Consider the following 26,077-nt stretch of genomic DNA (forward strand, 5'->3'; position numbering starts at 1 on the left):
ATGAATGAAATCACAACTACTCTAAACGATTTTCTGCTTCATACCAAATCTTCCGCAGCATTAATTATCAATGGAAAAGGAAAACTAATCACATCACTTCACTTAGACTATGCAGACAGTATTGCCGCAATGAGCTCTGCCATAGTATCGATGAGCGACAAATTATTATTAGATCTTGAAAAAGGCTCATTAAAACAACTCTTTTTAAAAACCTCAGAAGGAGTTATTATCGGAAACAAAATAAGCGGCACAAATTTCATTATTACATTTTCAAAAGACGGAAGCAATCTGGGTTTATTATTACGATCGACCGAGGAAACTGCTGCTGAGTTAAGCAAAAATTCACTGTTAAAATAACATATTTCTATTAACACCAAACCCCGAAAACTATGAGTAATGACTTTTTAAACGTTTTTTTGAATGAAATGAAAACTAACGTAAACGGCTTTATTGCAGTAGCTGTAACAGAAATCGAATCAGGATTAAGCTTTGGAAACCTGACAACAGATCCGGCATTTGATCCTGAACTTGCAGCAGCTTACAACCTCGAAGTGGTAAAAGCAAAATTAAGTGCTGTAAAAGCTTTAAATTTAAACCAGGAGATCGAAGACATTTTGATTACACTTTCGAATCAAATTCACATCATCGACATTTCTCCCAACAAAAAATTCATGATCTATCTTGCTGCTGATTCTACTAAAGCAAATTTAGGAATGACAAGAGCTGTTTTAAGAAAACACAAATTAGAACTGGAAAAAAATCTGGCTTAATCACAAGCCTTCTTTTTTAATTAGAACTGCCTTCCAAACTTGGCAGTTCTAATTATTTTTACTCCTTTTGAGGCTTCAAATTATCGCTTCAAAAATTCCTACAAAAGCAAACTGTATTTTTTTTACAACATTTAAATAATTTGTAATACAATTCCTTTTTTACGATCCTGTCACTCCTTAAACAAAACGATTTAAACATTAAACAAAAAAAAACGCCCCTGGTAAGGAGCGTCTATTTTATGGAGTATTAAAATTGAAAATTATCTCTGCAAGTTTTTAGCTTCGATACTCATTGTAGCATGAGGAACGATTTTAAGCCTTTCTTTGCTGATTAATTTACCTGTTACTTTACAAATACCATAGGTTTTATTTTCAACACGGAATAATGCGTTTTTTAGATCGCGTATAAACTTTTCCTGTCTGATTGCCAACTGTGAGTTTGCTTCTTTAGACATTGTTTCGCTTCCTTCTTCAAATGCTTTAAAAGTTGGAGAAGTATCATCTGTTCCGTTATTCAAATCGTTCATATAAGCACTCTTTATCAAATCCAGATCAGCTTGTGCTTTTTGTATTTTGCTTTGAATTATTTCTTTGAACTCTGCTAAATCAGCATCAGAGTATCTTGTAATTTCATCTATCATCTTATATTATTTTGAAATTAATATCATTGTTTTAATGTCATCAAATTCAATTTCTGTGCCGTTTTCCAAAGCGTCAACAAAAACCAAATCATCAGTCAATGTCTCAGACTTAATATAGTCTTCATTTTTTAGAATTGCCTCTTCTAAAAGGCCGCTTCTTTTTATTTGAACTTTAATTTTATCGGTAACTTCAAATCCTGAATCTTTACGAATATTTTGAATTCTGTTTACCAATTCTCTCGCGATTCCTTCGTTTTTCAATTCTTCCGAAATTGTAATATCAAGTGCAACCGTAATTCCGTTTGAATTTGCAACCAGCCAGCCTTCAATATCCTGAGATGTTATTTCGACATCTTCTAATGATAAAGTTACGGTATTTCCTGCAATTACAATATCCAATGCTCCCTGCTTGTCCAACTGATTGATCTGATCTGCCGAAAAAGACTGTATCTCTTTGGAAATCAATCCCATATCTTTTCCAAAACGTGGCCCAAGAGCTTTAAAATTAGGCTTAATCTGTTTCACCAAAATACCTGAATCATCGTCTAAAAGCACAATCTCTTTAACGTTAACTTCTGCTTTTACAAGTTCAGAAATTGCTTCAATTTCAGCCCTCTGATTCTCGTCAAGTACCGGAATCATTACCTTTTGCAAAGGCTGACGCACTTTAATCATTTCCTTTTTACGCAGTGACAAAACCAAAGACGATATAGTTTGCGCCTTCTGCATTTTGCTTTCTAACGTTTTATTAACAAAGTTTTCGACAAATTTCGGGAACTCTGCCAAGTGAACACTGGCAAATTGCTCTGTTTGCGTAGAACCTGTTAAATCGCGGTATAATTTATCCATGAAAAAAGGAGCGATCGGAGCACTTAATTTGCTTATCGTTAATAAACAAGTGTAAAGTGTTTGATAGGCTGCGATTTTATCATGGGCGTATTCTCCTTTCCAGAAACGACGACGGCACAAACGAACGTACCAGTTACTTAAGTTTTCCTGAACGAAGTCTGAAATCGCCCTTGCTGCTTTCGTAGGCTCATAATCTTCGTAACATTCGTCAACAAATTTTATTAAAGTATGTAATTCCGACATGATCCACTGATCGATTTCCGGTCTTTCGTTTAACGGAATTTCAGCTTCTGCATATTTAAATCCATCAATATTGGCATATAACGAGAAGAATGAATACGTATTATACAGGGTTCCGAAGAATTTTCGGCGAACCTCAGCAATTCCTTCAATATCAAACTTTAAGTTATCCCATGGATTTGCATTAGAGATCATGTACCAACGTGTGGCATCAGGACCGTACTCCTTAATTGTTTCAAAAGGATCCGTTGCATTTCCTAAACGTTTCGACATTTTTTGTCCATTTTTATCCAGAACTAAACCATTCGAAACGACATTTTTGTACGCAATTTTATCGAAAACCAAAGTCCCGATTGCGTGCAGTGTATAAAACCATCCACGAGTCTGATCGACACCTTCTGCGATGAAATTCGCAGGGAAATCTTTATTCTCATCGATTTTATCTTTATTCTCAAAAGGGTAATGCCATTGTGCATACGGCATCGCTCCCGAATCAAACCAAACGTCAATCAAATCGCTTTCACGTTTCATTGGCTGGCCTGAAGCTGAAACCAAAGTAATTCCGTCAACTACATTTTTATGCAGGTCAACTAAATCATAGTTTGATTCAGACATATTTCCGATTTCGAAACCTTTGAATGGGTTTTCTTTTTGAAAACCTGCTTCGATAGATTTTTCAATCGCATTATACAATTCTTCAACAGAACCAATAAGAACTTCTTCTTTTTTGTCTTCAGTTCTCCAAATTGGCAATGGAATCCCCCAATATCTAGAACGAGATAAGTTCCAGTCGTTAGCATTTTTCAGCCAGTTTCCAAAACGTCCTTCACCAGTAGACTTAGGCTTCCAATTGATAGTTTCGTTCAGGTCGAACATTCTATCTTTGACATCGGTTACTTTAATAAACCATGAGTCTAGCGGATAATATAATAACGGCTCATCAGTTCTCCAACTGTGTGGATAACTATGTACGTATTTTTCAACCTTAAAGGCTTTATTTTCTTCTTTTAATCGAATAGCAATTTCAACATCTACAGAACGCTCTGGCGCCTGACCTGCATCATAATATTCATTTTTCACATATTTTCCTGCCAAATCACCTACATGAGAAGTAAATTTCCCTTGTAAATCTACTAAAGGGACTGCAGTACCATTTTCATCTAAAACCAACATTGGCGGTACTTCCGGTTTTGCTTCTTTTGCTACTTTAGCATCATCAGCACCAAAAGTAGGCGCAGTATGCACTACTCCCGTTCCATCTTCTGTGGTCACAAAATCTCCTGTGATTACTCTGAATGCATTTTCAGGATTCTGATAAGGCAGCACGTATGGCAATAATTGCTCATAACGAATTTCTGCTAAATCAGCTCCTTTTGCTTCTGCTACAATTTTATACGGAAGCTGCTTGTCGCCATTTTTCACTTTATCAAAATCAGCATCGTCTTCGCTGGCAAAAAATCCTTTTCCGAATTGTTTCCCTACCAAGTTTTTTGCTAGAACCACATTGATTGGCTCAAAAGTATACTGATTGAACGTTTTCACTAAAACATAATCAATTTTTGGCCCAACTGTCAAAGCGGTATTCGATGGTAATGTCCATGGCGTAGTCGTCCAGGCCAGGATGTGAATATCTCCAAAACCTTTCAAGAAGGAAGGCAGTGTTTCTGGTATTGTTTTAAATTGTGCTACGATGGTAGTATCGGTAACATCACGATAAGCTCCGGGCTGATTTACTTCGTGAGAAGACAATCCTGTTCCGGCTTTAGGTGAGTAAGGCTGAATGGTGTATCCTTTGTATAGCAAACCTTTATCGTAGATTTGTTTCAAAAGCCACCAAACCGATTCCATATATTTTGGTTTATAAGTTACATACGGATCTTCCATATCTACCCAATATCCCATTTTTTCGGTCAAATCATTCCATACATCGGTATAACGCATTACGGTTTTTTTACACGCTTCGTTATATTCTTCGATAGAAATGGTTTTCCCAATATCTTCTTTTGTAATTCCAAGTTCTTTTTCGGTACCTAATTCTACAGGCAACCCGTGAGTATCCCAACCGGCTTTTCTTTTTACCTGAAAACCTTTTTGAGTTTTGTAACGACAAAAAATATCTTTAATTGCACGAGCCATCACGTGGTGAATTCCCGGTAATCCGTTTGCTGAAGGCGGACCTTCAAAAAACACATAAGGCTCAGCACCTTCACGGGTACTTACACTCTTTTCAAATATATTTTCTTTCTTCCAAAAATCAAGTACTTCTGACGCTACTGTTGGTAAGTCAAGTCCTTTGTATTCAGTAAATTTTGTGCTCATTTTATACTTTTCTTAAACGAGGTGCGAAAGTAAGGAATTTTGGATTATTGACCATCAATTTCTTTAAATTTCACAAACTTTTGTTGAGATAATACGCCCTAAAACAAAAGAATTGATTAATTTCCGGCATCCAACTCAGAAAACCGAGTCTATAAACCAAAAACTAATCAATTCTGATTATTCTTTTTCAAAAAGACAACAAAGACTATTTAAAGCCTCCGAAATACACTTCTTTCATAAAAATTCGATTTCCAAAAACGGGATTAACCTCTACTTTTTCGCGTATTTCCTGATAAAGGGTTTCTCCGTTAAAATCTTCGATTTCATAATTAATCTTATGTGGAATTTTTCCGGAATTTAATGTTGCAACGGGGCGGTAATCGCCAAAAAGTTTTCGTTCGAAAAAACTTTTGTTACCGTTATCGAATTCTGTTTTTTCGGTAGAAACGATATTAAAATTCTCTTTATCAATAAAAACATGATAATCTGTTTTAGGAATTGTTCTATTTCCTGAACTTAATGTTTTCTCAAAATAATTCAAATGATAGCATACTCTTCCTTCATACATTTCATCTTGCAAAACTTCAAAATTATTCCATAAATCAAGTCTTAAATCGGTTAAAAAATTTACCGGATCTAAATTTTTAGATAAATTACTGTAATCGTATGCGGTGAGTTTTGCCCATTTTGCATTTACGCCACTTTCGCGATCATCATGACTCCAGGCTTCGGCTCCATTAACAATCTCATAGTAACTTTCAGGCATTTTTTTTCTTAAAAGATAATTCGAGTTAGTTGCCCATCTTTCTTCCGTTTGAGATACTTTATTCCCCTCTATAGAAAGCTTAGAATACAAATGTGCTTTTTCGATTTTTTTTAAAGCCTGACTTCCTCCTAAATTATCAATTACTTTGGCCAGCAAATTAGCATTGAGCTGATAAGGTATAGAATCAAGCAAATTAGATCTTTGCATTTTAGCTTTTTCTAAGTTGGCCTCACGATTCGATTTTTCGATTTCCCACTCTGCATCCTGCTGCTCTATTTTCTCAAAGAAAGCTAATCTTTTTTCTTCTTTTTCTTCAGCGATTTTCAGTCCTAATTTTTTAAGATCAGCAAAACGTGTTGTATGGCTTCTGACTTTTTTGTCAACAAAATTGGCACTATTTACTCTTTTAACAATAGCCGAGCCCCGTGAATCCTGCTTGTCATTTTCGATCAGTAAATTTGCATACTGCAATGCTTTTTCTTTATTTTCCAATAGAAAATACGTTTCGGCTAAATTGTTTGTTACAATAAACCGGATATTTTCGTTTGCAGGTGAAGGCGGATATTTGACCAATAAACTTTCTAAATATTGTAAATGCGGCGCCAGTAATTTCTCGTCTAACCCCTTTTCAAGTGTTATTTTTTCTATTTGAGCCGTAATTTCATTCTCAAAATCCAGCATCTGTTTGTATTCTGAATGCCCTTTTGAAGTTACAAATTCAAACTTTTCTTTGGATTCATCAATTGTATAAGCAAATTTGTAATTAAGATAATTCTGAATCTTTTCTACAGATTGATAAATTACCCTATCCATACCCAATTCTTCTGCAGTGTAATCATTATCTTTTTCTGCTTGTTCGACTCTTTGATTACTTAAAGCTATCGCGGCTTTTACATTTTCTTTTTGATAAGAACCTCCAATTACATACGATTCTGTATTATTAAAATCTTCAGATAATAAAAGTTTATCTCCACATTTAGCTTCTACTTTTATTTTCACACTATAATTAGAATAGACCATAAATTGCCAGCTATTCTTTTTCTTATCGAATGTGCTATCGACTTTTGTCGCATTGTACTTAGGAAGTGCAATGGTTAAATAAATTTTCAACTTACCATTTGCAGGATCCTTTATAAAACCTTCTATATCAAAATATTTTTTCTTTAAGACAAGCTCTTCCTGCACCAATTCTTTATCCATTTGATAAAACGTGGTTTGTGTTAAGGCATTATCAAGAATAGGGAATGAAGAATATTTAATTACTGGTATAAAAAATTTCTTCTTTTTTGAGCTTATCTTTTCTTGTGCCTGAATTGAACCAATTACAAGCAAAGCAATTAAGAGTAATGTTTTTTTCATAGGCAAAAAAAAAGCCACCAGAAATAAATTCTGATGGCTTTAGGTTTTTATTTGGTTTATTTTTTATTGAAAATTTGAATAGATTTGTCAGACACATAAAAAATGTTTTGCGTCGCAGGATCTACCTCATAAATAGGTTTTGTGTTATTGAAGATAATTTTATCCACTTCAGTCCCTTCAGCTTTACTAACTTTCACTAAAACTTTTTCTCCACTATCTGCTTTTGCAAAAATGTAAGAGTAGTCTCTGTTTTGTTTCATCGCATTAAAACGAGAATTAAATTTAGCAGCTACAATACCAAGAGCTGCTGAAGCCATAGCCATATTCTTAGCCTGGTTCTTTTTTGATTTATCCTCTTCTTTAATAACAGTAGACCTCATATTTCCGCTGGAATCACGATACGTCATTGTTAACTCAGCACCTTGTGCAGCACTTACTGCTGATCCAACTCCTAAACCAATACTTCCAGCAATTGCAGCACTTTTAAGCAAACGTCTGGTTCCTTCACCTGGTTGTGTATAAGTAAGGTGATATTTTATTGTTCCATCCATATTAACTCCCATTACCTCAACTGGTCCTGAAAGCACTACACCCCAAGGAAATAATTCGATACTGTTTAGTTCTTTTTCCTTTTTGATGTTTACTTTAGCAAAAGGCTCTGGTTTGTCCTTAATACTTGGATCGAATTTGTATAATTTCTCATCATTATATACCAAGTACGAATTTGTAGCTTCGTCATAAGTTGGTAAAACCGGACGACTTTTATCAAAACCGATGTTACGCTTCCAAAGTTTAATTCCAGTTTTATAATCAACCATATTTCCGTAAGTTCCGGTAAGGTACATTACTTTTTCACCTACTTTTCCTAAGTAGTAAATTGGATCTTCTTTGTCGTCTGAAATTTCGATGAATTTTTTCCAAAGTTTTTCTCCGTCTTTATTGATCAGCATCATTTCATTTTCTGCAACATATAAGAAATCCTCGTCGATAGGAATTACTCTTTTTAATCCATCTCCGCGAGCATCTTTTTTCCAAACTTTTTCGCCTGTATTTAGATCAAAAAAGTTAAATCCGCCATAATGAGCAATTAATAATTTTGTACCCCAATCTTCTAAATAAACAACACGTTTTGTTTTAATAGATTCTTTCCAGATACTTTTTCCGTTTTCTGTATTCAAAACATTTAAATATTCTTTGGCCGCAAACAAACCTTTACTGTTCACTACTACAATATTTTTATCATTCTGAGTCAAAAAGAATCTTGAGTACTCTTCTTCAGCTTTCCAGTTTAATTTTCCTGAATTTCTGTCGAATGAATATAATTTCCCGTACAATAAATAATAAATTACTGATCCATGTACTGTAGCTTTATTTGTAAATGCAGATTCTTTTACTGATAGTGAAAAACTAAACAATGATTTTGCTTTATCTACAGTAGTGTTCCATTTTAACTCTCCTGTTTTCATATCTAATAAGGCAATTGCCATATCTCCGTCTTTTTTCATAGTAAGCAAATACTCATCTGTTTCAGGAATAAAATCTGACTGCATTACCCAGAAAGATTCTTTAGATGAATTATAAACCACTTTACCTGTATCAGTATTAATAATAATATATTTACTATTGATATAGGCCTCTACATAAGGGCTTCCGGCAACACTTGACAAGTCACTTTTTTCTTTAAAAAGTTTCCCAAAATCTGGATCAGTCAAAATATCACCTGCAGAGGTTGATCCAAAATCATCTTTTGTTAAAGTCCAAACAATTTTTTTTGTCTCAGGATCTAAACCTTTTACAGTTCCTCCTTCTTTAAAAACAACAATTCCTGTTATTTCGTTTTGAACCATGTCTTTTACACTGTTCTCTGTAGTGATGATTTCATCATATTTTCTTTGAGCTGTAACCGAAAGGCTAACCAGAAAAAGTAAAATAATAGAAAAAGTAATTTTCTTCATGCTTTTTTTCTTTAAAAAATTTAATAATTAGGCTGGAAATTTCATTATCGAATTGACATAATAAAAAATATTTACCAAAACTTTAATAAAAATTCCCTGCACAAATATATAAAAATAGCATTCCGTTTTAAGAAAATATCTCTTTCAAAACATCAAGTGATTTTGGTCTTTTAAAACCCTCCAGATGAAAACCATAATAATCAATTAAAACCTTCAGCAACACTTGTCTTTCAGCTACGTGAAAAACCTTCTGATCGTTTTCGAATTTAAGATCTATCAGTTTCTTAAAAAGATTGGTTTCGTGTTCTGTTAGTGTATTTGCTCCGTGAAACAAAGTAAAAACGCCATCGATCATTTCAAAGTAAGGGAGTTCTGCTTCTGAGAAATCAGGGTAAAAACCAAAATACTTTGTAGCTTCTAAAAGCAGAATCAAATGAAAATTCGAGATATCATCATGATGATCCAGCCAGCTTAATGCCGTTTCTAAAAACACAAAAAAGGCTTCATTTTTTTCTTCCTCCTGAATGGAGTAATGGAGCATTTCGGACAAAAACATAACCATAGTACTTTTTACCAGATCGGTATGGATACTTTGAAAAGGTACTGCTGTTTTTATCTCTTTAAAAGTTTCTAAAGTTCCTTTGTTTTTATGTACCGCCTCAATCTCAAGAATAGACAATGGCTGAAAATAAGCAATTTTCTGACTTGCTTTCCGACTCGAAAAGGCATCACGTACAAAATAGGATTTCAGTCCGTGTGAAAGTGTAAAGCATTTTACAATCAGGCTTTTCTCCTGAAATTTTAACGATGAGATTACTATTGCTTTGGTTTTAATTAGCAAGATTGGATTATTAGATTGTTAGACTGCTTAGAGGTTAGACTGCTTAAATTGTTGGATTTTTAGATTATTGGACTGCTTAGAGGTTAAATTTTAATTCTTTCTAATGATCTAGCAATCTAATTATCTCAATTAGCAAATTATCTAATTATCATCACCTTTTTCACTTTAGTTTCACTTCCATCTTCGGCTGAAATAAAAACCATATAGACCCCGGAAGCTACTTTATACTTTCCGAAAGCAGTGGTATCCCATTCGATTGTTCCACCTGATGAAGTAGTTTCGTATACTAAATTGCCTTCGATGTCTGTAATTTTAATATTGGCTTTATCAATAAGCCCGGCAACTTTTACGGTTCCTGCATAATTAGGACGCACGGGATTTGGATAAACGTAAACATTATTCAAATCTTCGTTTGCTCCTGTTGCAATTCCTTTAAACGAAATCATTCCTTTGTTGGTCGCAATAAAAACCTCACCGGTAACACTATTAATTTTGACATCGTTAATAACATTACTTGGCAAAGGTGAATTGTTTATTGTAAAATGATATTTTGTTTCCTGACCATTTGGCGACACCATAAAAATCCCGGAATCAATTGTACCAATCCATTTATTATTTGCTCCGTCTACTGCGATCGATGTGATAAATTGCTCATAAAGCAGCTCCTGAGCCAAATTATCTTCCATAATTATAATTGGATTTGCCTTTAGCTGGCTTTCGGTCTGAAAACCTCCAACATTAGATAAAACTCTCAGTCCTTTTGTGGTACCAATCCAAAGTTGATTTTTCGTATCAAGTGCTACAGCTCTCACATCTTCAATTGGCAAATTCCCTAAATCAGCACCGGAAGTAATCTTTTTAAAAGTATTGTTACTTTCATTAAAAGCAATTACTCCGTCATTACTCGTTGCCATCCATTTGGTATTGTTTTTGTCGATCACTATCCCGGCATAATTGGTTGTTTCAGCATCTTTAAGAATTGAACTTGTCGCATAACTTTGCCATTTTCCATCGGTTTTCAAAACTTTTAATCCGTTCTTAATCCTGCTATTGGTTACCCACAAATTCCCCGTTTTATCAAAAGCAGTCCCATTAATACGAACATCTATATAGTTAGGCCCTGCGAACGAAATCGATTCTAATCCGCTATTTTTTTCATTGTACAATAGAACCGGGGTATCGTTTTCTATTTTTAACAATCCGGAAAAAAAGGAACTTACAAAAACCTGTTTTTCATTACTGGGATTTATAATCACCCGTGTTATTGACTTAGCATCAAAAACTTGCGAGTAAGGAATATTCAGCCAGCCCGAAGTGCTATATTTACTCACTCCATAACTGTCTAAACTATACGGATTATAAAAGGTGTCATAATCTCCATATACAGCCCAAAGCTCGCCAGGACCTGCATCTAAAGAAAAAATATTATTCCGAATCGGTCCTGATGGTGTATTTTCTTGAAAAGCGGAAGTCCCTGAAAGTGTTGATGAAAACAGCCCTTGTTCTTTTGTTCCTATATATATCTGATCTCCTGTAAGGCTCGAACAGGTAAAATTCAGAGTATTATTCAAAACCTGTGTATTGGTAATCTGACGCATCAACACCATTTGGTTGTTGTACACATAAACGATATCCGGCGTTGTGATTATTAAATTATGGTTTACAGCACGCATGTCAACTGAAGGTCGCGGGAGCTGTAAAAACCCAACGAATGAATTGGAGTTGTATCGATGTATAAATCCTGCCGAACTTATCGCAATCAGTTCAGAATCCAAAGACTCGATACTATTCCAGTCGCCAGCAGCTACCAGACTCCATTGATTAAAATCAATAAGATTGGCATTTGTACTATTGGCTTTTTTGATTCCGTTTGAAGTTGCCGCGTAGAAGAATCCATTAAAATAGGCCGTTTGTCTTACTCTTACTTCGGCCCCATTATCTCCTATAAAATAAGTATCTCCAAATTTGAGACTCGTTAAATTGAACTGTACAATTCCGAAATCGCACGAAACATAAATCACACCATTATACTCCATAAAATGGTTAATTCTTTTCAGGTTGGCCGGCAATTGTTTGTTTATGATATCAATAACTCTCAGTATACTGCCATCGGTTTCATTTACTACAATCATTAGTCCGTTTTCGTATCCAATTATGGTTTTCTTAAACCCTTCGCTATGGTATAAAGCCGAAATGGTCTGCCCCGAAAGTCCATCGACTGTTGTGGTTATTTTGGTCGTGTTCTGAGCTGTATTTTTAGAGAAAAGAGCATTCTCTGAGGCTGTAAAAACGGTTGTTGAAGATTGCGAGATATCTTTTATTTCGTTGAACGAAAAATACCCCTGCCAGGACAATTTATTCTGAGAGAAACAAAATTGTACTACCAACAAAAGCAAAACATACAAAAACTTTCTTTTCATTATTTGATAAATTCAGATAGACAAATATACTACAAACGAAAGTATTTGATTTTTGTTCTCTCCTGTAAATAAAAAAATGCCTCCGATTTATCTTTAAAAAAGACAAATGGAGGCACTAAAAAACTATAACTAAAAAATTATACTACGCCCTGAGCAAGCATAGCATCGGCAACTTTAACAAATCCTGCAATGTTAGCTCCTTTTACGTAGTCAACATAACCTGATTTATCCGAACCGTATTTTACACATGAAGCATGAATTGCTAACATGATTCCTTTTAATTTTTCGTCAACTTCTTCAGAAGACCAGCTTAAACGCAATGAGTTTTGCGACATTTCAAGACCTGAAGTTGCAACGCCACCGGCATTAGAAGCTTTTCCAGGAGCGAATAAAATTTTAGCATCAAGGAAAACAGTAACTGCCTCTGGTGTAGATGGCATGTTTGCTCCTTCTGCAACAGCAATACAACCGTTAGCAACTAAAACCTTAGCTTCATCACCATTCAATTCGTTTTGAGTTGCACATGGTAATGCTACATCACATTTAACTTCCCATGGACGTTTTCCTTCTACATATTTCGCATTTGGATATTTTGCTACATATTCACTGATTCTTCCTCTAAGCTCATTTTTCAACTCCATTACGAAAGCTAATTTTTCAGCATCGATTCCGTCTGCATCATAGATATATCCTGCAGAATCTGACAATGTAACTACTTTTGCTCCCAATTGAGTTGCTTTTTCAGTGGCGTACTGCGCTACGTTTCCAGAACCTGAAACTGCAACAGTTTTCCCTTTAAAGTCATCTCCTTTAGTTGCCAGCATACTTTGAGCAAAATAAACTGCTCCGTAACCTGTAGCCTCCGGACGAATTAATGATCCTCCGAAAGAAATTCCTTTTCCGGTTAAAACTCCCGTAAATTCATTTCTTAACCTTTTGTATTGACCAAACATATATCCTACTTCTCTACCACCTACTCCGATATCTCCGGCAGGAACGTCAGTATCAGCTCCGATATGTTTTGAAAGTTCCGTCATAAAACTTTGACAGAATTTCATGATTTCATTATCTGATTTTCCTTTTGGATCAAAATCAGATCCTCCTTTACCACCACCCATTGGCAGTGTTGTTAAGCTGTTTTTGAAAGTCTGCTCGAAAGCCAAAAACTTCAAAATACTTAAGTTAACAGAAGGATGAAAACGCAAACCACCTTTGTAAGGTCCGATTGCTGAGTTCATCTGGATACGATATCCTTTATTAACCTGGATTTCTCCTTTGTCATTTAACCAGTTCACTCTGAACAAGATAACTCGTTCAGGTTCTACCATACGCTCTAAAAGCATTTTGTTCTGGTATTTTTTATTTTCTTCAATAAAAGGAATTACCGTTTCGGCAACTTCTAAAACTGCTTGTAAAAACTCTGATTCATTCGGGTTTTTTTGACTAACCGAATCCATAAAAGCGGTAATACTTTGTGACATGATTATTAGATTATTAACATTTAAGAAAACGTTTTCGTTATTTATGACAAAGGTAATCGAAAATGACATTTATTGAATATTTTTTTATGATTCTCTTAAACTTTTATTCATTATACAGTAAATCAAGAAAAAAGATATTTTAGGTTTTGCGTTTTACAGTAAATTACTACCGATATATTTAATATTTTAATATTTTTAATAAATATTCATCAATACAGCTCTTTATACTTCTTAGTTGCTCCTCTTTTTATATATTTGCCGAGATTTGAAAGCCCAAACCAAATACCACATGCTTAAACCTATAGTACTCACGTTATTTGCCTTTCTGGGCATCTCAACAATATCGACTGCACAATCACTCGCACACGAAGTTGGAATAATATTCGGCCCCGTTCTTTTTCAATCTGATTTTGGGGAAAGAAATAATCTCGACACTACTCTTGGAAATACCGGATTTGGAGTTGGATTGGTTCATTTTGTCAACTTTTCGAGCAACAGCAATAGAGAACGATTCTTCTCAGAACATTTCAAAGTCAGATCAGAACTTTCATTCAACAGAACAAAACTGAATAATTTTGGAGAGTGGACGGAGAAAAAACCTGAAACATTAGGCGTTCGACAACTCAAAGCCATGCAAGGAAAATCGACTGTCATAAGTCTTGGATCCCAATTGGAATTTTCTCCTATGAAGATACATTATTATGAAACTTCAGTAGGCGCATTCAGTCCCTATGTAAGTTTAGGTTTTTTGGTAAGTTATTATACTACAGAAGTTAGCTCCAGCCTTGGTCAACTTGGGACTCCTGAAGCTACATTTCCTAAATACCTGACTCCTTCAGATGGTCGACAATTTGGATTTTCAAGTGAAAATGGTATTGTGTTATCGGGTACTGCCGGAATAGGTGTTCATTATAAATTAAATCAAATGAGCGATTTAATGTTTGAAACGCGTTTTCAAGCTTTTAGCTCCGACTGGGTAGACGGTCTAAATCCGAATAAGAAAATTTATAAAGAAAATAAATCAAACGACGCTCAGATTTGGTTTAATATAGGATATATTCAATACTTATAATTTGAAAAATCCCAAATAAAAAATCCCAAATTCCAAAATAATTCAAATTGGAATTTGGGATTTTTTTATTCTTTTTTTTATGCTAAAGCCTGTTCTAAGTCGGCAATTAAGTCTTCGGCATCTTCAATACCAACGCTCAATCGAACTAAGTCATCAGTAATACCCACTTCGGCTCTTTTATCTGCCGGGATCGATGCGTGTGTCATCAAAGCCGGATGATTGGCCAAAGATTCCACTCCACCTAAAGACTCCGCCAGAGTAAAAACTTTCAGCTTCTCTAAAAAAGCAATCGAGTCTTCTTTTTTCCCTGATTTAAAAGTAAAAGATACCATTCCTCCAAAAGCTTTCATTTGCTTTTTGGCAATTTCATGAAAAGGATGGCTTTCTAATCCTGGATAATAAACCGTATCGATCTTCGGGTGCTTGCTTAAATATTCAACCACTTTCTCTCCGTTTTCACAATGCCTCTGTACTCTTAACGAAAGTGTTTTGATTCCTCTTAAAACCAAGAAACTATCCATTGGCCCTAATGTCGCTCCGGTCGCAAATTGCTGAAAATGCAGCTGATCTCCTAAAGCTTCATCTTTTACAATTAAAGCACCCGCAATTACATCTGAGTGTCCTCCTAAATATTTTGTTGCAGAGTGCATTACGATATCAGCACCCAAATCAAGAGGTTTTTGCAAATAAGGAGTCGCAAATGTATTATCGACAGCAAATAAAATATTATTGGCTTTAGTAATTTTGGCTACTTCCTGAATGTCTGCTAATTTCATCAACGGATTAGTTGGCGTCTCCACCCAGATCAGTTTCGTATTTTCATTGATTAATGATTTCAGTTTTTCGATATCTGTCATATCAACAAAGTGAAACTTAATTCCTGAATCTTTATATATTCTGGAGAACATTCTGTAAGTTCCTCCATACAAGTCATCCATTGCGATAATCTCATCACCGGCTTTAAACGATCTCAGAATACAATCCGTTGCTGCCAAGCCTGATGAAAAAGCCAATCCACGAGTACCATTTTCAATACTGGCCAAAGCATTTTCTAAAGCTGTACGCGTTGGATTTGAAGCACGACTATACTCATAATCCGCCAAAGGCTTACCCGGACTGGTTTGTATAAAAGTTGAAGTTTGATACACCGGAGGCATAACTGCTCCTGTAGCCGGATCATGATGCTGACCCCCATGTATTACTTTAGTATTGAATTTCATATGGTTATAAATTTTAAATCCTTAATTCTGGCACAAATTTACCGTTTAATTTATTTTAATCCTGATACAACTTCTTACCTTTGTATATAATTAACACTTTTTGACATGAAACATTATCCTTTTATACTCTTTTTGCTTTTAACGTTTGTAAGCTGCAGTAAAGAACTTTCATTTGAAAATGAGTCATTTGAAAAAGAATCTACTATCCCTTGCGAAAAGGACTGCCCGAAAATAACAATCGACGTTCCTGTTGCAAAAAATATTCCTGTTGTTGCCGACAGTATTAATAAAAAGGTTTTCTCCGTGATAAAAGAGATCGTCTATTTTGAAGAAGATCCCAAAAAAGCTAACGACTACAAATCTTTGGCAGCCTCTTTTATAGCTTCTTATGAAGAAATGCACAAAAAATTCCCAACAGAAACTTTCGGATGGGAAGCGACCGTAAAAGGGAATGTCGAATTTGAATCTGATGAGATTATCAATATCAAAATTGATCACTATACGTTTACCGGAGGAGCACACGGATATCAAGGATATCGCTCTTTATTGTTTCATTCTCAAACCGGAAAAACTATTTTTACCGATCAGATTTTTAAAAACGAAAAAGAATTTATGGCTTATGCCGAAAAAGAATTCCGCAAAAAATATAAAATCCCTGAAAAATCAAATATCAATGCAACTGGGCTAATGTTTGAAAATGACAAATTCCACCTGCCTCAGAACATTTTTTATACGAAAGAAGGATTGCTCTTATATTACAACTCCTACGAAGCCGCTTCTTATGCCGACGGGCCAAAAGAGCTGTTATTCCCCTATGATGAAATCAGTAAATATTTAAAATACCAATAACTTCAAGCCAAAGCTTCGTACCTAAAAAAAACCTTTGTCGCTTTGAACCTTTGCACCTTTACTCAGATCCTTAGCAACTCAGAACCTCTATTTAGCCCCTTCCTGAACATCATATTTCATCTTACGCAAAACTCGAAGCGCCTCTTTAAATGACAGGTAAATAGTCCCAAAAGGTTTTAAAAGCAGTTTGGCATCAATCAATTTTTGTTTGGCATCCTCAAAGCCATTCAGATGACAGATCATAAAAGTAGAAGGCAGATTCTCCAGATCTTTTAATTCGCGCTCTGATAAAGCGATTCCTTTCTGAAGTTTTTGGAGTAGAGCGATATTTGAATTGTAAATATGATACAACATTTTCCGATTGAATTCAGGGGGCTGAAAAAGCATTTCACTTTTAATTTTATAATAACCGTTGTCAAAAAAATGAATGGTTTGCTTTTCCAACGGATAATAACTGGTCTTGTCATTTAACCCCAGCGGAACATATTCTGTTATGGTAAAACTATCTTCATCATAAACAATCGTAACCACATCCTGAGCAGAATAAAAAAGCTTAATCTGTTCGTTTATCAACTCAATATCAACGCGGGACAAGAATGTTTTATCTCTGGATTTTTTAGGAACTCCCGCCCAGCAGATCACAAATAATTCTTTAAAAACATGGTACTTTGGCGACATGTCCTTGTGTCTGAAATTCATAAAATCAATTACCCCGTCAAGTGTGTACTGGATACTGTTTCTTGAGCTGTTTTCGATCCCGATGACCGTTTCTGTATTTTGATAGTTCTTTTCGACCTCGCCTTCAACAGGAACAGAATTACTTCCGCGCCGCATAAAAACACTATTGGCAAGAATGGTATGAATTCCTTTTTTAAAATAAGAGACCTTACTTTTGGGTTTAATGGTCACCAATCCGATTACTTTATCTTTTGGAAGATTGGGAAACGGTACATTCTCGTATTGAATTTTAGGCGGATTTTCTAAAAAGGCGTTCACGAGATTCTGGATTCGGCTGTCATCAAAAAAATCATCCCCAACGATTTCGTTGTCATGATCTTCCACCCCCACCACGATATAAGAATTATTGGTCGGGTTTGAATTGGATAAGGCACAAATATGTTTCAGAAATTTCCCTTTCCCTTCCCGCGAATGCAGATTCAATTGCCTTTTCTTATCATAAAAACTGCTCTCATCGTTATGAGCGAGCAGGTTTTTTATTAAAAGGCGTTTGTTGATCATTTTTTTTAGATTATTAGACTGGCTTAGACTTCTTAGACTAGCTTAGATCTTTAGACATTCTTAGAATGTTAAATTATTGAGTTGGAAAAAAAACACCAAACTTCTCAGACACCTAAATTAATCTAAAAATTTAAGAAGTCCGTCAACTCTATTTTAAGATTACTGCCTAAGTGTTTAAAAAACCTGCGAAGTCTAAGTTAATCTAAAGATCTAAAATCTAAGAAGTCTAATTAATCTCTCTTAACAATTGTCGACGAGGCTTGTGCCGTACTCATGACAACTAAATCAGCAATATTAACGTGATACGGTCTTGAAACTACAAAATGAATAATATCTGCAATATCTTCTGCCTGTAGCGGATCGAAACCTTTGTATACATTTGAAGCTCTCTCAGTATCTCCTTTAAAACGCACTTCACTAAATTCGGTTGCCACCATACCAGGATGAATCCCTCCAACTCTAATTCCGAAAGGATTTAAGTCGATTCGCATTCCGGCTGTAATCGCATCAACGGCATGTTTACTTCCGCAATACACATTTCCGTTCGGATATACTTCTTTTGCGGCTGTTGAACCAATGTTTATAATATGACCTGATTTTTTGGCTGTCATTTTCGGAATCACCGCTTTTGAAACGTACAAAAGTCCCTTGACATTGATATCAATCATAGCATCCCAATCGTCTAAATCACCGGTCTGAATCGGGTCTAAACCATGAGCATTTCCGGCATTATTAATCAAAACATCAATATCTGAAAAGGAGGCAGGAAGAGAAGCAATTTTTTCAAGAACATCCTTTTTATCCCGAACATCAAATGCCAAAGAATGTACAGCTGTAAACTCCGAAAGTTCTTTTTCAAGTTCGTTTAAGCGATCCATACGTCTTCCGCAAAGGATCACTTTAAAATTGTTTTTGGCCAGTATTTGTGCAGTTGCTTTTCCAATTCCGCTTGTGGCTCCAGTAATTAAAACTGTTTTTTTCATTGTATATTTTTATTTTTTTTGCCACAGATTAAAAGATTTTCACAGATTAATCAATCATCTTTAATCCGTTAATCTGTGGCAAAATATTTTTAGCATTTTCCCTGAACACTCAAAACTGCGACTGAAAACTTAAAAAAATTAAGCAACATCGTCGCCCATACTTTCCGTCCAGATCGCAAACCAGTCTTCCTTATCCATTTCCAATTCTACTGCTTTCATCAGCGACTGAATTCTGGCAATATTAACAGTTCCCGCAATAGGAATTACCTTAGCAGGATGTTTTAAAATCCAAGCCAATAAAAGAGTATCCGAACCAAATCCGTATTTCTTCACTAAATCTGAAAACAGCTTTTTCAAACGACGTGTTTTTTTAGTGTCTTCTCTAAAAACCGTTCCAAGCGGATTCCATGACAAAGGACGAATCCCGTGAGTTTGCATATAATCGAAACTTCCGTCAACCATCGGTTCGAAATTCGTTGCTGAAAATTGCACCTGATTATAGCTCACTTCAGTTTTCTGACGAATCAATTCGGTTTGAGAACTTGTAAAATTCGAAAGTCCGAAATCAATAATTTTCCCTTCTGATTTTAACTTTTCAACGGCTTCCGCAATTTCATCGGCCTGCATCAACGGACTAGGTCTGTGCAGTAAAAAAACATCCACATAATCTGTCTTTAGTTTCTTTAGTGACTCTTCAACAGACCACACAATATATTCTTTAGAGTAGTCGTAATGTTTGATTGTATTTTTACGGCTTTCGGCAATCATCTGAATACCGCATTTGGTGATTAATTGTAATTTTTCACGTGAAATTTTACTGGCCTGAAATGCTTTTCCAAAATCCGCTTCAGTAGTATAAGCTCCGTAAATATCAGCGTGATCAAAAGTAGTAATTTTGTTTTCGATACAGATCTGTATCATGTTTTCCATTTCTTTAAGCGTTAGGTTTTTATCCCATACACCCCAATTCATAGTGCCCGAAATAATAGGCGATAATGCTGTTTTACTCATGGTTTTATTGCGTTATTTTTGGTAATAAATATGCTTTTCTGAAGCATAATCACCAAAGTTCTTAAAAATATAAAAATAGATTCCCAATTCGTCCTTAAAATTAGGTCTTTGGTCGAAGTTTTAACCATTTTTTAACATCTTACTTCTCAAAAAATATTCAATTTGCACTCTCAAAAGTTAGGCATAAAAATCAACGTTTTAAAAAGGTTTTAAAAATATTTATATGGAAGAAAATACAACGACTTTAGACATTAGAGCGATAAATGAAAAAATTGAAAGAGAAAGTGCTTTTATAGACCTTCTTACAATGGAAATGAACAAAGTTATTGTGGGCCAGAAACATATGGTCGAGCGTTTACTAATCGGACTTTTGGGACAAGGGCACATTTTGCTTGAAGGTGTTCCGGGATTAGCCAAAACTTTAGCGATTAATACTTTGTCGCAAGCAGTTCAGGGATCATTCAGCCGTATTCAGTTTACACCTGACTTATTACCTGCCGATGTTATCGGAACAATGATTTACAACATCAAAGCCAACGAATTCTCCATTAAAAAAGGGCCAATTTTCGCTAATTTCGTTCTTGCCGATGAGATCAACCGTGCTCCCGCAAAAGTACAATCGGCACTTTTAGAGGCGATGCAGGAAAAGCAGGTTACCATTGGCGATACCACTTTCAAATTAGATCGTCCGTTTTTAGTTCTTGCTACTCAAAACCCGGTGGAACAGGAAGGAACTTATCAGCTTCCTGAAGCCCAGGTCGATCGTTTTATGCTTAAAACTGTAATTGATTATCCAAAAATTGACGAAGAGCGTTTCGTTATTCGTCAAAACTTAAAAGGAAGTTACGAAAAAGTAAATCCTGTAGTTTCTGTAGAGCAAATCTTGCGTGCGCAAGAAGCTGTTCGTGAAGTTTACATGGACGAAAAAATAGAAAAATACATCTTAGATATCATCTTTGCTACCCGTTATCCGGAAAAATACAAGCTTGCCGACTTAAAACCTCTTATCAGCTTTGGAGCATCACCACGTGGAAGTATCAATTTAGCTAACGCAGCAAAATGTTATGCTTTCATCAAACGTCGTGGTTATGTAATTCCTGAAGATGTTCGTGCAGTAGTACATGATGTTCTGCGTCACAGAGTTGGTATCACTTATGAGGCTGAAGCCGAAAACATTACTTCTGTAGACATTATCAACAAAATCGTAAACGAGATTGAGGTACCTTAAAAATTTGTTTCAAGTTTCAGGTTTCAAGTTGTTGCAAGACTAACTTGAAACTTTTAAACTTTAAACTTTAAACAAATAAAATGGATACAAAAGAGCTTTTAAAAAAAGTACGGAAAATAGAAATCAAAACCAAAAGACTGAGTAATCATATCTTTTCGGGAGAATATCACTCTTCCTTTAAAGGACGAGGAATGACTTTTAGTGAAGTACGTCAATACCAATATGGCGATGATATTCGTAACATCGATTGGAATGTAACGGCGCGCTACAATGAAGCTCACGTAAAAGTTTTTGAAGAAGAGCGTGAGCTAACCATGGTTTTAATGGTAGACATCTCGGGCTCTGAAGGTTTTGGCTCAAAAAGTCAGTTTAAAAAAGACATCGTCACCGAAATTGCGGCAACGATGGCTTTTTCGGCTACACAAAATAATGATAAAATTGGTTTAATATTATTCTCTGACAATGTAGAGTTGTATATTCCCCCAAAAAAAGGCCGTTCTCATGTACTCCGAATCATTCGCGAGTTAATTGAATTTGAACCAAAGAGTCACAAAACCGATATTTCGCAAGCTTTGAAATTCCTGTCCGGAACACAAAAAAAGAAAGCGATCGTTTTTATGATTTCCGATTTCATGGCCGAAAATTATGAGCAGACTTTAAAAATTGCTTCTAAAAAACATGATATCACCGGTGTTCGTGTGTACGATATCCGTGAGGAAAAAATTCCGAATTTAGGAATGGTAAGTATGCTTGATGCCGAAACAGGAAAAATTCAATTGGTGAATACCGGCTCAAAAACAGTACGACTGAATTACGAAAAACACTATCAGGACAGAGTGAATTATTTCAAGGATATTTTTAGTAAATCCGGAGCTGGTGTCGTAAATACAAGAGTCGACGAAAATTACGTGACCAAATTATTAGGTTATTTCAAGTCAAGATAATTTAGATTGTTAGACTTCTTAGATTGTCAGACTGTTAGATTATACGAATTATAGAATCTTTAGATAAAAAATCCGTTTAAATCTGTGTCATCCGTGTTCCATTTTTAAGCATTCATTTTAGACCAAAATCTGAAATCAAAAATCAAATGAAATTAAAATTTTACATATTTTTATTTTTACTTTCCTCAGCTGTTTTTGCGCAACAAAAACAAGTTGAGACAAGCATTGATACTACAAAAAATAAAATTGGTGCCGAATTTAAACTAACTCTTAAAACAGTTGTAAGTTCAAAATCTAAGGTTGTTTTTCCTAAACTAAAAAACATTGGTCCGTTAGAGGTTATTCAATCCTATCCTATCGACACTGTTAAGAAAAATGACACTTACGAACTGATTAAAAAATACGGATTAACCCAATTTGATTCCGGAAAATATACTATTCCGTCTATTAAAATTTTAATTGACAAGAAACCATACGCAACAGATTCTATTCGCGTTGAAGTGGCCAATGTAAAAGTCGATACCTTACAGCAAAAAATGTATGACATCAAAGACATTACTCCCGCAGACAATGGGATTGGTGACTGGTGGATTTATGTTTTAATTCTGATTGTAATTCTTGCCATCGGGGCTTTTGTTTATTGGTATCTTAAGAAACATCAAAAGAAAAAGATAGAAGAGGAAGTTTACAAAACTCCTATAGAAAAAGCGACAAGTTTATTGAACAATCTGGAGCAAAAAGAACTGGTACAAAAAGGAGAAATTAAAGAATACTACAGTGAATTGACGGATATCGCCCGAAACTACATCGAGGAGGCAATTCATATTCCGGCAATGGAAAGCACCACTTCTGAATTGATTCAGGCCATCAGAACTGCTTCTACCAAAAAGAAGATGACTTTAACACCGGAAACCGTTGAAAACTTAGAACGTGTTTTACGCCAGGCGGATTTGGTAAAATTTGCAAAATCCAAACCTTTAGAGTTCGAAATTACAGAAGACCGAAATAAAATTCAGAAAGTAATCCTGACACTTGATAATGCTATTCCAACCGAAGTACCGGTAGAAGAAGAAGATCAATTGTTGAACGAAGCACAAAAACAAAAACAGATAAAACTTCAGTTGTTGAAGAAACGCAACAAACGTATTGCGATCTCAGTAGGATCTGTTTTATTTTTACTGATTGCCACTACCGCCTTCTTTATCGTTACAAAAGGTTTTAACTATGTAAAAGATAATGTAATCGGTCATCCTTCAAAAGAATTACTAGAAGGGGAATGGGTAAAAAGTGAGTACGGAAACCCGGGCATCCTGATTGAAACCCCAAAGGTTTTAAAACGTATGGATACTCAAAAAGTCCTTCCGAAAGAAACCATGGCCCTAATCAAAGAAATGCAGCTTTTCGCTTACGGAAGCATGGTTGGAAACTTCTACGTAACCGTTTCTACCAGTAAGTTTAAGAATCCTGTAGAGCTTGACTTAGCCAAAGCATTAGAAGGTTCTTTAAAAGTTATTGAAGCTCAGGGCGGACAAAATATTATTGTGAAACAAGAAGATTTTCAAACCAATGAAGGCGTTCAGGGACTAAAAGGATACGGAACCATGACCGTTTTCAATCCGATTGACAAAACAAGTACGAAAGCATATTATGAACTTTTACTTTTTAAACAAGATCAGGGATTACAACAGATCTTGATTTTACACGAAGAAGGAGACACCTATGCCAATGATATTACAACCAGAATATTAAATTCTGTAGAACTTAGAAAAGCGAGTAACTAATGGATAAGATAACTTTTTTAAATCCGGAATTTTTTTGGTTGTTTCTGTTAATCCCAATTGCGATCGCTTGGTTTTTCTGGAAACGCAACCAGCAATCGGCGACTTTAAAAATGAGTTCAACTCAGGGTTTCAAAAACAGCGAATCGCTATTGACCAAATTAAAACCTTGTTTATATGTTTTCAGGATTATCGCTTTAAGCGCTTTAATTATTGCCTTAGCGAGACCAAGAACAGTAGACATCAGTAATCAGACCAAGACCACAAAAGGGATTGATATCGTAATGGCAATTGACGTTTCGGGAAGTATGCTCGCCAAAGATTTAAAGCCAAATCGTATGGAAGCTTTAAAAAGAGTAGCGGCAGATTTTGTTGAGGAAAGACCTAACGACAGAATTGGATTGGTTTTATATGCCTCAGAAGCTTATACCAAAACTCCTGTTACAAGCGATAAAGCTATTATCCTAGAAGCTATCAAAGGAATCAAATACGATACGGTGCTGCAAGACGGAACGGGAATTGGAATGGGATTGGCAACCGCTGTAAATCGTTTAAAAGACAGTAAAGCAAAAAGCCGTGTGATTATTTTGATGACTGATGGAGTAAACAATGCCGGTTTTATCGAGCCAGAAACTGCTTCTGACATTGCGAAACAATACGGAATAAAGGTGTACACGATCGGAATTGGTACCAACGGAATGGCTCCGTCCCCATACGCATACGCACCAAACGGAGGTTTCCTTTTTAAAATGCAAAAAGTAGAAATCGACGAACAATTGATGAAAAGTATTGCCCGTAAAACAGACGGAACCTACTTTAGAGCTACGAGCAACGATCGATTAGCCGAAATATACAGTGCCATCAATAAACTCGAAACTACCGAAATACAGGAACTAAAATTCTACGATTACGACGAAAAGTACCGAGTATTTGTTTTACTTGCCGCCTTTTTGTTAGTATTGGAAGTAGGATTAAGAAATACAGTTTACAGAAGCTTTATATAATATTTTAGTCGCAGTCACAGTTTTCAGTTTACAGCTGAAAACTGTGACTGCGACTGAGAACTAGAATCAAAAAATGGAATTAGACGAAAAAAAATATTTATACCTTTTATTCTTACTCCCGATTGTGGCGTGCATTTTTCTTTTTAATATGTATTGGAAAAAGAAAAAACAACGCGAATTTGGTGATCTTGAAATGGTAAAAAGGCTTAGCCCGGAGCGCTCTGTTTTTAAACCTGTCCTAAAATTATCGGTATTGCTTTTGGCACTTGCCTGTTTGATTATCGGATTGGTAAATCCAAAGATTGGGACTAAAATGGAAACCGTAAAACGGGAAGGAATCGATATTGTTTTTGCCGTTGACGTTTCAAAAAGTATGCTTGCCGAAGATGTGGCACCAAACCGTTTAGAGAAAAGTAAACAGCTGGTTTCTCAAATCATCAACAATTTAGGAAGTGACCGAATCGGGATCGTAGCCTATGCCGGAAGTGCCTTTCCGGTTTTACCGATTACTTCCGATTATAGTGTTGCCAAAATGTTCCTGCAAAGCATGACTCCTGATATGGTTTCTTCACAAGGAACTTCTTTGGATGAAGCCATCAGATTATCTTCCACTTATTTTGACGAAAAAAGCAAAACCAGTAAATTACTGATTCTGATTTCTGACGGAGAAGACCACTCTGAAGGTGCTACAGCTGCTGCAGAGGAAGCCAATAAAATGGGAATGAAAATTATTACCATCGGTGTTGGAACTGAAAAAGGAGGTACCATTCCATTAAAAGAAAATGGCGTAGTCAGAGGTTATCAAAAAGACCAAAATGGACAAACCGTTACCACAAAATTAAATCAGGAAGATTTAAAAAATATTGCAAAAGCGACCAAAGGTGGTTATGTTTACGGCGGAAATACCAAAGAAGTTCTGGAATACATCAAGAATGCCTTAAATAATATTCAGAAAACAGAATTCGAAGCGACTCAAATGGCCGATTTTCAATCGCAATTCCAGTGGTTCATCGGATTTGCTTTTCTGTTGTTGTTTTTAGACATTTTCCTTTTGGAAAGAAAAACAAACTGGATTAAAGAGTTGAATTTATTTAACGAAAAGAAATAA

Annotated in this window: 20 protein-coding genes; 9 read left to right on the forward strand and 11 right to left on the reverse strand. The window is 35.4% G+C overall.

Annotated features, from left to right (window positions below):
• Both OLM58_RS06025 and OLM58_RS06030 read left to right on the forward strand, forming a co-directional pair.
• Positions 1-357, forward strand: coding sequence for a roadblock/LC7 domain-containing protein (locus OLM58_RS06025; protein ID WP_264531583.1), 357 nt, complete (start codon positions 1-3; stop codon positions 355-357).
• A 32-nt stretch (positions 358-389) separates the two neighbouring features.
• Entirely contained in the window at positions 390-770 is a 381-nt protein-coding gene (locus OLM58_RS06030) for a hypothetical protein (RefSeq protein WP_017497678.1), read from the forward strand.
• Positions 771-1,030: 260 nt separating this feature from the next.
• Here the strand turns inward: OLM58_RS06030 and OLM58_RS06035 are convergent, their stop codons facing one another.
• The 7 genes from OLM58_RS06035 to gdhA all read right to left on the reverse strand — a co-directional run bounded on the left by OLM58_RS06035 (position 1,031) and on the right by gdhA (position 13,641).
• Entirely contained in the window at positions 1,031-1,411 is a 381-nt protein-coding gene (locus OLM58_RS06035) for a TraR/DksA family transcriptional regulator (protein ID WP_017497677.1), read from the reverse strand.
• Positions 1,412-1,417: 6 nt separating this feature from the next.
• Entirely contained in the window at positions 1,418-4,819 is a 3,402-nt protein-coding gene (gene ileS, locus OLM58_RS06040) for an isoleucine--tRNA ligase (protein WP_264531584.1), read from the reverse strand.
• Between the two features lie 205 nt (positions 4,820-5,024).
• Positions 5,025-6,944, reverse strand: a complete 1,920-nt coding sequence (locus OLM58_RS06045; protein ID WP_264531585.1) for an Atg14 domain-containing protein — start codon at positions 6,942-6,944, stop codon at positions 5,025-5,027.
• 56 nt (positions 6,945-7,000) lie between these two features.
• Entirely contained in the window at positions 7,001-8,899 is a 1,899-nt protein-coding gene (locus tag OLM58_RS06050) for a PQQ-binding-like beta-propeller repeat protein (protein WP_264531586.1), read from the reverse strand.
• A gap of 127 nt (positions 8,900-9,026) precedes the next feature.
• Positions 9,027-9,740 (reverse strand): DNA repair protein RecO, encoded by a 714-nt coding sequence (gene recO, locus OLM58_RS06055; RefSeq protein ID WP_264531587.1) that lies wholly within the window; start codon positions 9,738-9,740, stop codon positions 9,027-9,029.
• Positions 9,741-9,877: 137 nt separating this feature from the next.
• Positions 9,878-12,160 (reverse strand): T9SS type A sorting domain-containing protein, encoded by a 2,283-nt coding sequence (locus tag OLM58_RS06060; protein WP_264531588.1) that lies wholly within the window; start codon positions 12,158-12,160, stop codon positions 9,878-9,880.
• Positions 12,161-12,297: 137 nt separating this feature from the next.
• A complete protein-coding gene (gene gdhA / locus OLM58_RS06065) occupies positions 12,298-13,641 on the reverse strand; it encodes an NADP-specific glutamate dehydrogenase (RefSeq protein ID WP_264531589.1) in 1,344 nt (447 codons plus the stop codon).
• A 289-nt stretch (positions 13,642-13,930) separates the two neighbouring features.
• Between gdhA and OLM58_RS06070 the strand changes: the two genes are divergently transcribed.
• Positions 13,931-14,713, forward strand: coding sequence for a THC0290_0291 family protein (locus OLM58_RS06070; RefSeq protein ID WP_264531590.1), 783 nt, complete (start codon positions 13,931-13,933; stop codon positions 14,711-14,713).
• Positions 14,714-14,790: 77 nt separating this feature from the next.
• Here OLM58_RS06070 and OLM58_RS06075 read toward each other — a convergent pair whose 3' ends face one another.
• A complete protein-coding gene (locus tag OLM58_RS06075) occupies positions 14,791-15,933 on the reverse strand; it encodes a cystathionine gamma-synthase (protein ID WP_264531591.1) in 1,143 nt (380 codons plus the stop codon).
• A 105-nt stretch (positions 15,934-16,038) separates the two neighbouring features.
• On the opposite strand from OLM58_RS06075, the gene OLM58_RS06080 reads away from it, so the two are divergent.
• Complete coding sequence (locus OLM58_RS06080) at positions 16,039-16,782, forward strand: DUF3298 and DUF4163 domain-containing protein (RefSeq protein ID WP_264531592.1); 744 nt, start codon at positions 16,039-16,041, stop codon at positions 16,780-16,782.
• Positions 16,783-16,869: 87 nt separating this feature from the next.
• Here the strand turns inward: OLM58_RS06080 and OLM58_RS06085 are convergent, their stop codons facing one another.
• The 3 genes from OLM58_RS06085 to OLM58_RS06095 form a co-directional block, all read right to left on the reverse strand.
• Positions 16,870-18,021 carry an ATP-binding protein gene (locus OLM58_RS06085; RefSeq protein WP_264531593.1) on the reverse strand — a complete coding sequence of 384 codons (1,152 nt, stop codon included), beginning with the start codon at positions 18,019-18,021 and terminating at the stop codon, positions 16,870-16,872.
• A gap of 230 nt (positions 18,022-18,251) precedes the next feature.
• Positions 18,252-19,004: an SDR family NAD(P)-dependent oxidoreductase gene (locus tag OLM58_RS06090; protein ID WP_264531594.1), complete on the reverse strand. Its 753-nt coding sequence runs from the start codon at positions 19,002-19,004 to the stop codon at positions 18,252-18,254.
• Positions 19,005-19,142: 138 nt separating this feature from the next.
• Positions 19,143-20,015: an aldo/keto reductase gene (locus tag OLM58_RS06095; RefSeq protein ID WP_070906413.1), complete on the reverse strand. Its 873-nt coding sequence runs from the start codon at positions 20,013-20,015 to the stop codon at positions 19,143-19,145.
• Between the two features lie 223 nt (positions 20,016-20,238).
• Here OLM58_RS06095 and OLM58_RS06100 point away from each other — a divergent pair, with 223 nt between their 5' ends.
• From OLM58_RS06100 to OLM58_RS06120, 5 genes are all read left to right on the forward strand, one after another.
• Complete coding sequence (locus OLM58_RS06100) at positions 20,239-21,243, forward strand: AAA family ATPase (protein WP_017497457.1); 1,005 nt, start codon at positions 20,239-20,241, stop codon at positions 21,241-21,243.
• Between the two features lie 80 nt (positions 21,244-21,323).
• Positions 21,324-22,187 (forward strand): DUF58 domain-containing protein, encoded by an 864-nt coding sequence (locus OLM58_RS06105; RefSeq protein ID WP_017497456.1) that lies wholly within the window; start codon positions 21,324-21,326, stop codon positions 22,185-22,187.
• A 146-nt stretch (positions 22,188-22,333) separates the two neighbouring features.
• A complete protein-coding gene (locus OLM58_RS06110) occupies positions 22,334-23,968 on the forward strand; it encodes an EGFR-like transmembrane domain-containing protein (protein ID WP_264531595.1) in 1,635 nt (544 codons plus the stop codon).
• Positions 23,968-24,969, forward strand: coding sequence for a vWA domain-containing protein (locus tag OLM58_RS06115; protein WP_264531596.1), 1,002 nt, complete (start codon positions 23,968-23,970; stop codon positions 24,967-24,969). The genes OLM58_RS06110 and OLM58_RS06115 overlap by 1 nt, the downstream gene beginning before the upstream one ends.
• Before the next feature lie 73 nt (positions 24,970-25,042).
• Positions 25,043-26,077 carry a VWA domain-containing protein gene (locus OLM58_RS06120; RefSeq protein ID WP_264531597.1) on the forward strand — a complete coding sequence of 345 codons (1,035 nt, stop codon included), beginning with the start codon at positions 25,043-25,045 and terminating at the stop codon, positions 26,075-26,077.

Source organism: Flavobacterium sp. N502540 (assembly GCF_025947365.1).
Classification (GTDB): Bacteria; Bacteroidota; Bacteroidia; order Flavobacteriales; family Flavobacteriaceae; genus Flavobacterium.

Coding starts and splice junctions, on each gene's coding strand:
- OLM58_RS06105 (WP_017497456.1), top strand. CDS start 21,324: ATGGATACAAAAGAGCTTTTAAAAAAAGTACGGAAAATAGAAATCAAA.
- OLM58_RS06030 (WP_017497678.1), top strand. CDS start 390: ATGAGTAATGACTTTTTAAACGTTTTTTTGAATGAAATGAAAACTAAC.
- OLM58_RS06060 (WP_264531588.1), bottom strand. CDS start 12,160: ATGAAAAGAAAGTTTTTGTATGTTTTGCTTTTGTTGGTAGTACAATTT.
- OLM58_RS06045 (WP_264531585.1), bottom strand. CDS start 6,944: ATGAAAAAAACATTACTCTTAATTGCTTTGCTTGTAATTGGTTCAATT.
- OLM58_RS06075 (WP_264531591.1), bottom strand. CDS start 15,933: ATGAAATTCAATACTAAAGTAATACATGGGGGTCAGCATCATGATCCG.
- OLM58_RS06070 (WP_264531590.1), top strand. CDS start 13,931: ATGCTTAAACCTATAGTACTCACGTTATTTGCCTTTCTGGGCATCTCA.
- OLM58_RS06080 (WP_264531592.1), top strand. CDS start 16,039: ATGAAACATTATCCTTTTATACTCTTTTTGCTTTTAACGTTTGTAAGC.
- gdhA (WP_264531589.1), bottom strand. CDS start 13,641: ATGTCACAAAGTATTACCGCTTTTATGGATTCGGTTAGTCAAAAAAAC.
- OLM58_RS06115 (WP_264531596.1), top strand. CDS start 23,968: ATGGATAAGATAACTTTTTTAAATCCGGAATTTTTTTGGTTGTTTCTG.
- OLM58_RS06120 (WP_264531597.1), top strand. CDS start 25,043: ATGGAATTAGACGAAAAAAAATATTTATACCTTTTATTCTTACTCCCG.
- OLM58_RS06090 (WP_264531594.1), bottom strand. CDS start 19,004: ATGAAAAAAACAGTTTTAATTACTGGAGCCACAAGCGGAATTGGAAAA.
- OLM58_RS06050 (WP_264531586.1), bottom strand. CDS start 8,899: ATGAAGAAAATTACTTTTTCTATTATTTTACTTTTTCTGGTTAGCCTT.
- OLM58_RS06095 (WP_070906413.1), bottom strand. CDS start 20,015: ATGAGTAAAACAGCATTATCGCCTATTATTTCGGGCACTATGAATTGG.
- OLM58_RS06110 (WP_264531595.1), top strand. CDS start 22,334: ATGAAATTAAAATTTTACATATTTTTATTTTTACTTTCCTCAGCTGTT.
- ileS (WP_264531584.1), bottom strand. CDS start 4,819: ATGAGCACAAAATTTACTGAATACAAAGGACTTGACTTACCAACAGTA.
- OLM58_RS06025 (WP_264531583.1), top strand. CDS start 1: ATGAATGAAATCACAACTACTCTAAACGATTTTCTGCTTCATACCAAA.
- OLM58_RS06035 (WP_017497677.1), bottom strand. CDS start 1,411: ATGATAGATGAAATTACAAGATACTCTGATGCTGATTTAGCAGAGTTC.
- OLM58_RS06085 (WP_264531593.1), bottom strand. CDS start 18,021: ATGATCAACAAACGCCTTTTAATAAAAAACCTGCTCGCTCATAACGAT.
- OLM58_RS06100 (WP_017497457.1), top strand. CDS start 20,239: ATGGAAGAAAATACAACGACTTTAGACATTAGAGCGATAAATGAAAAA.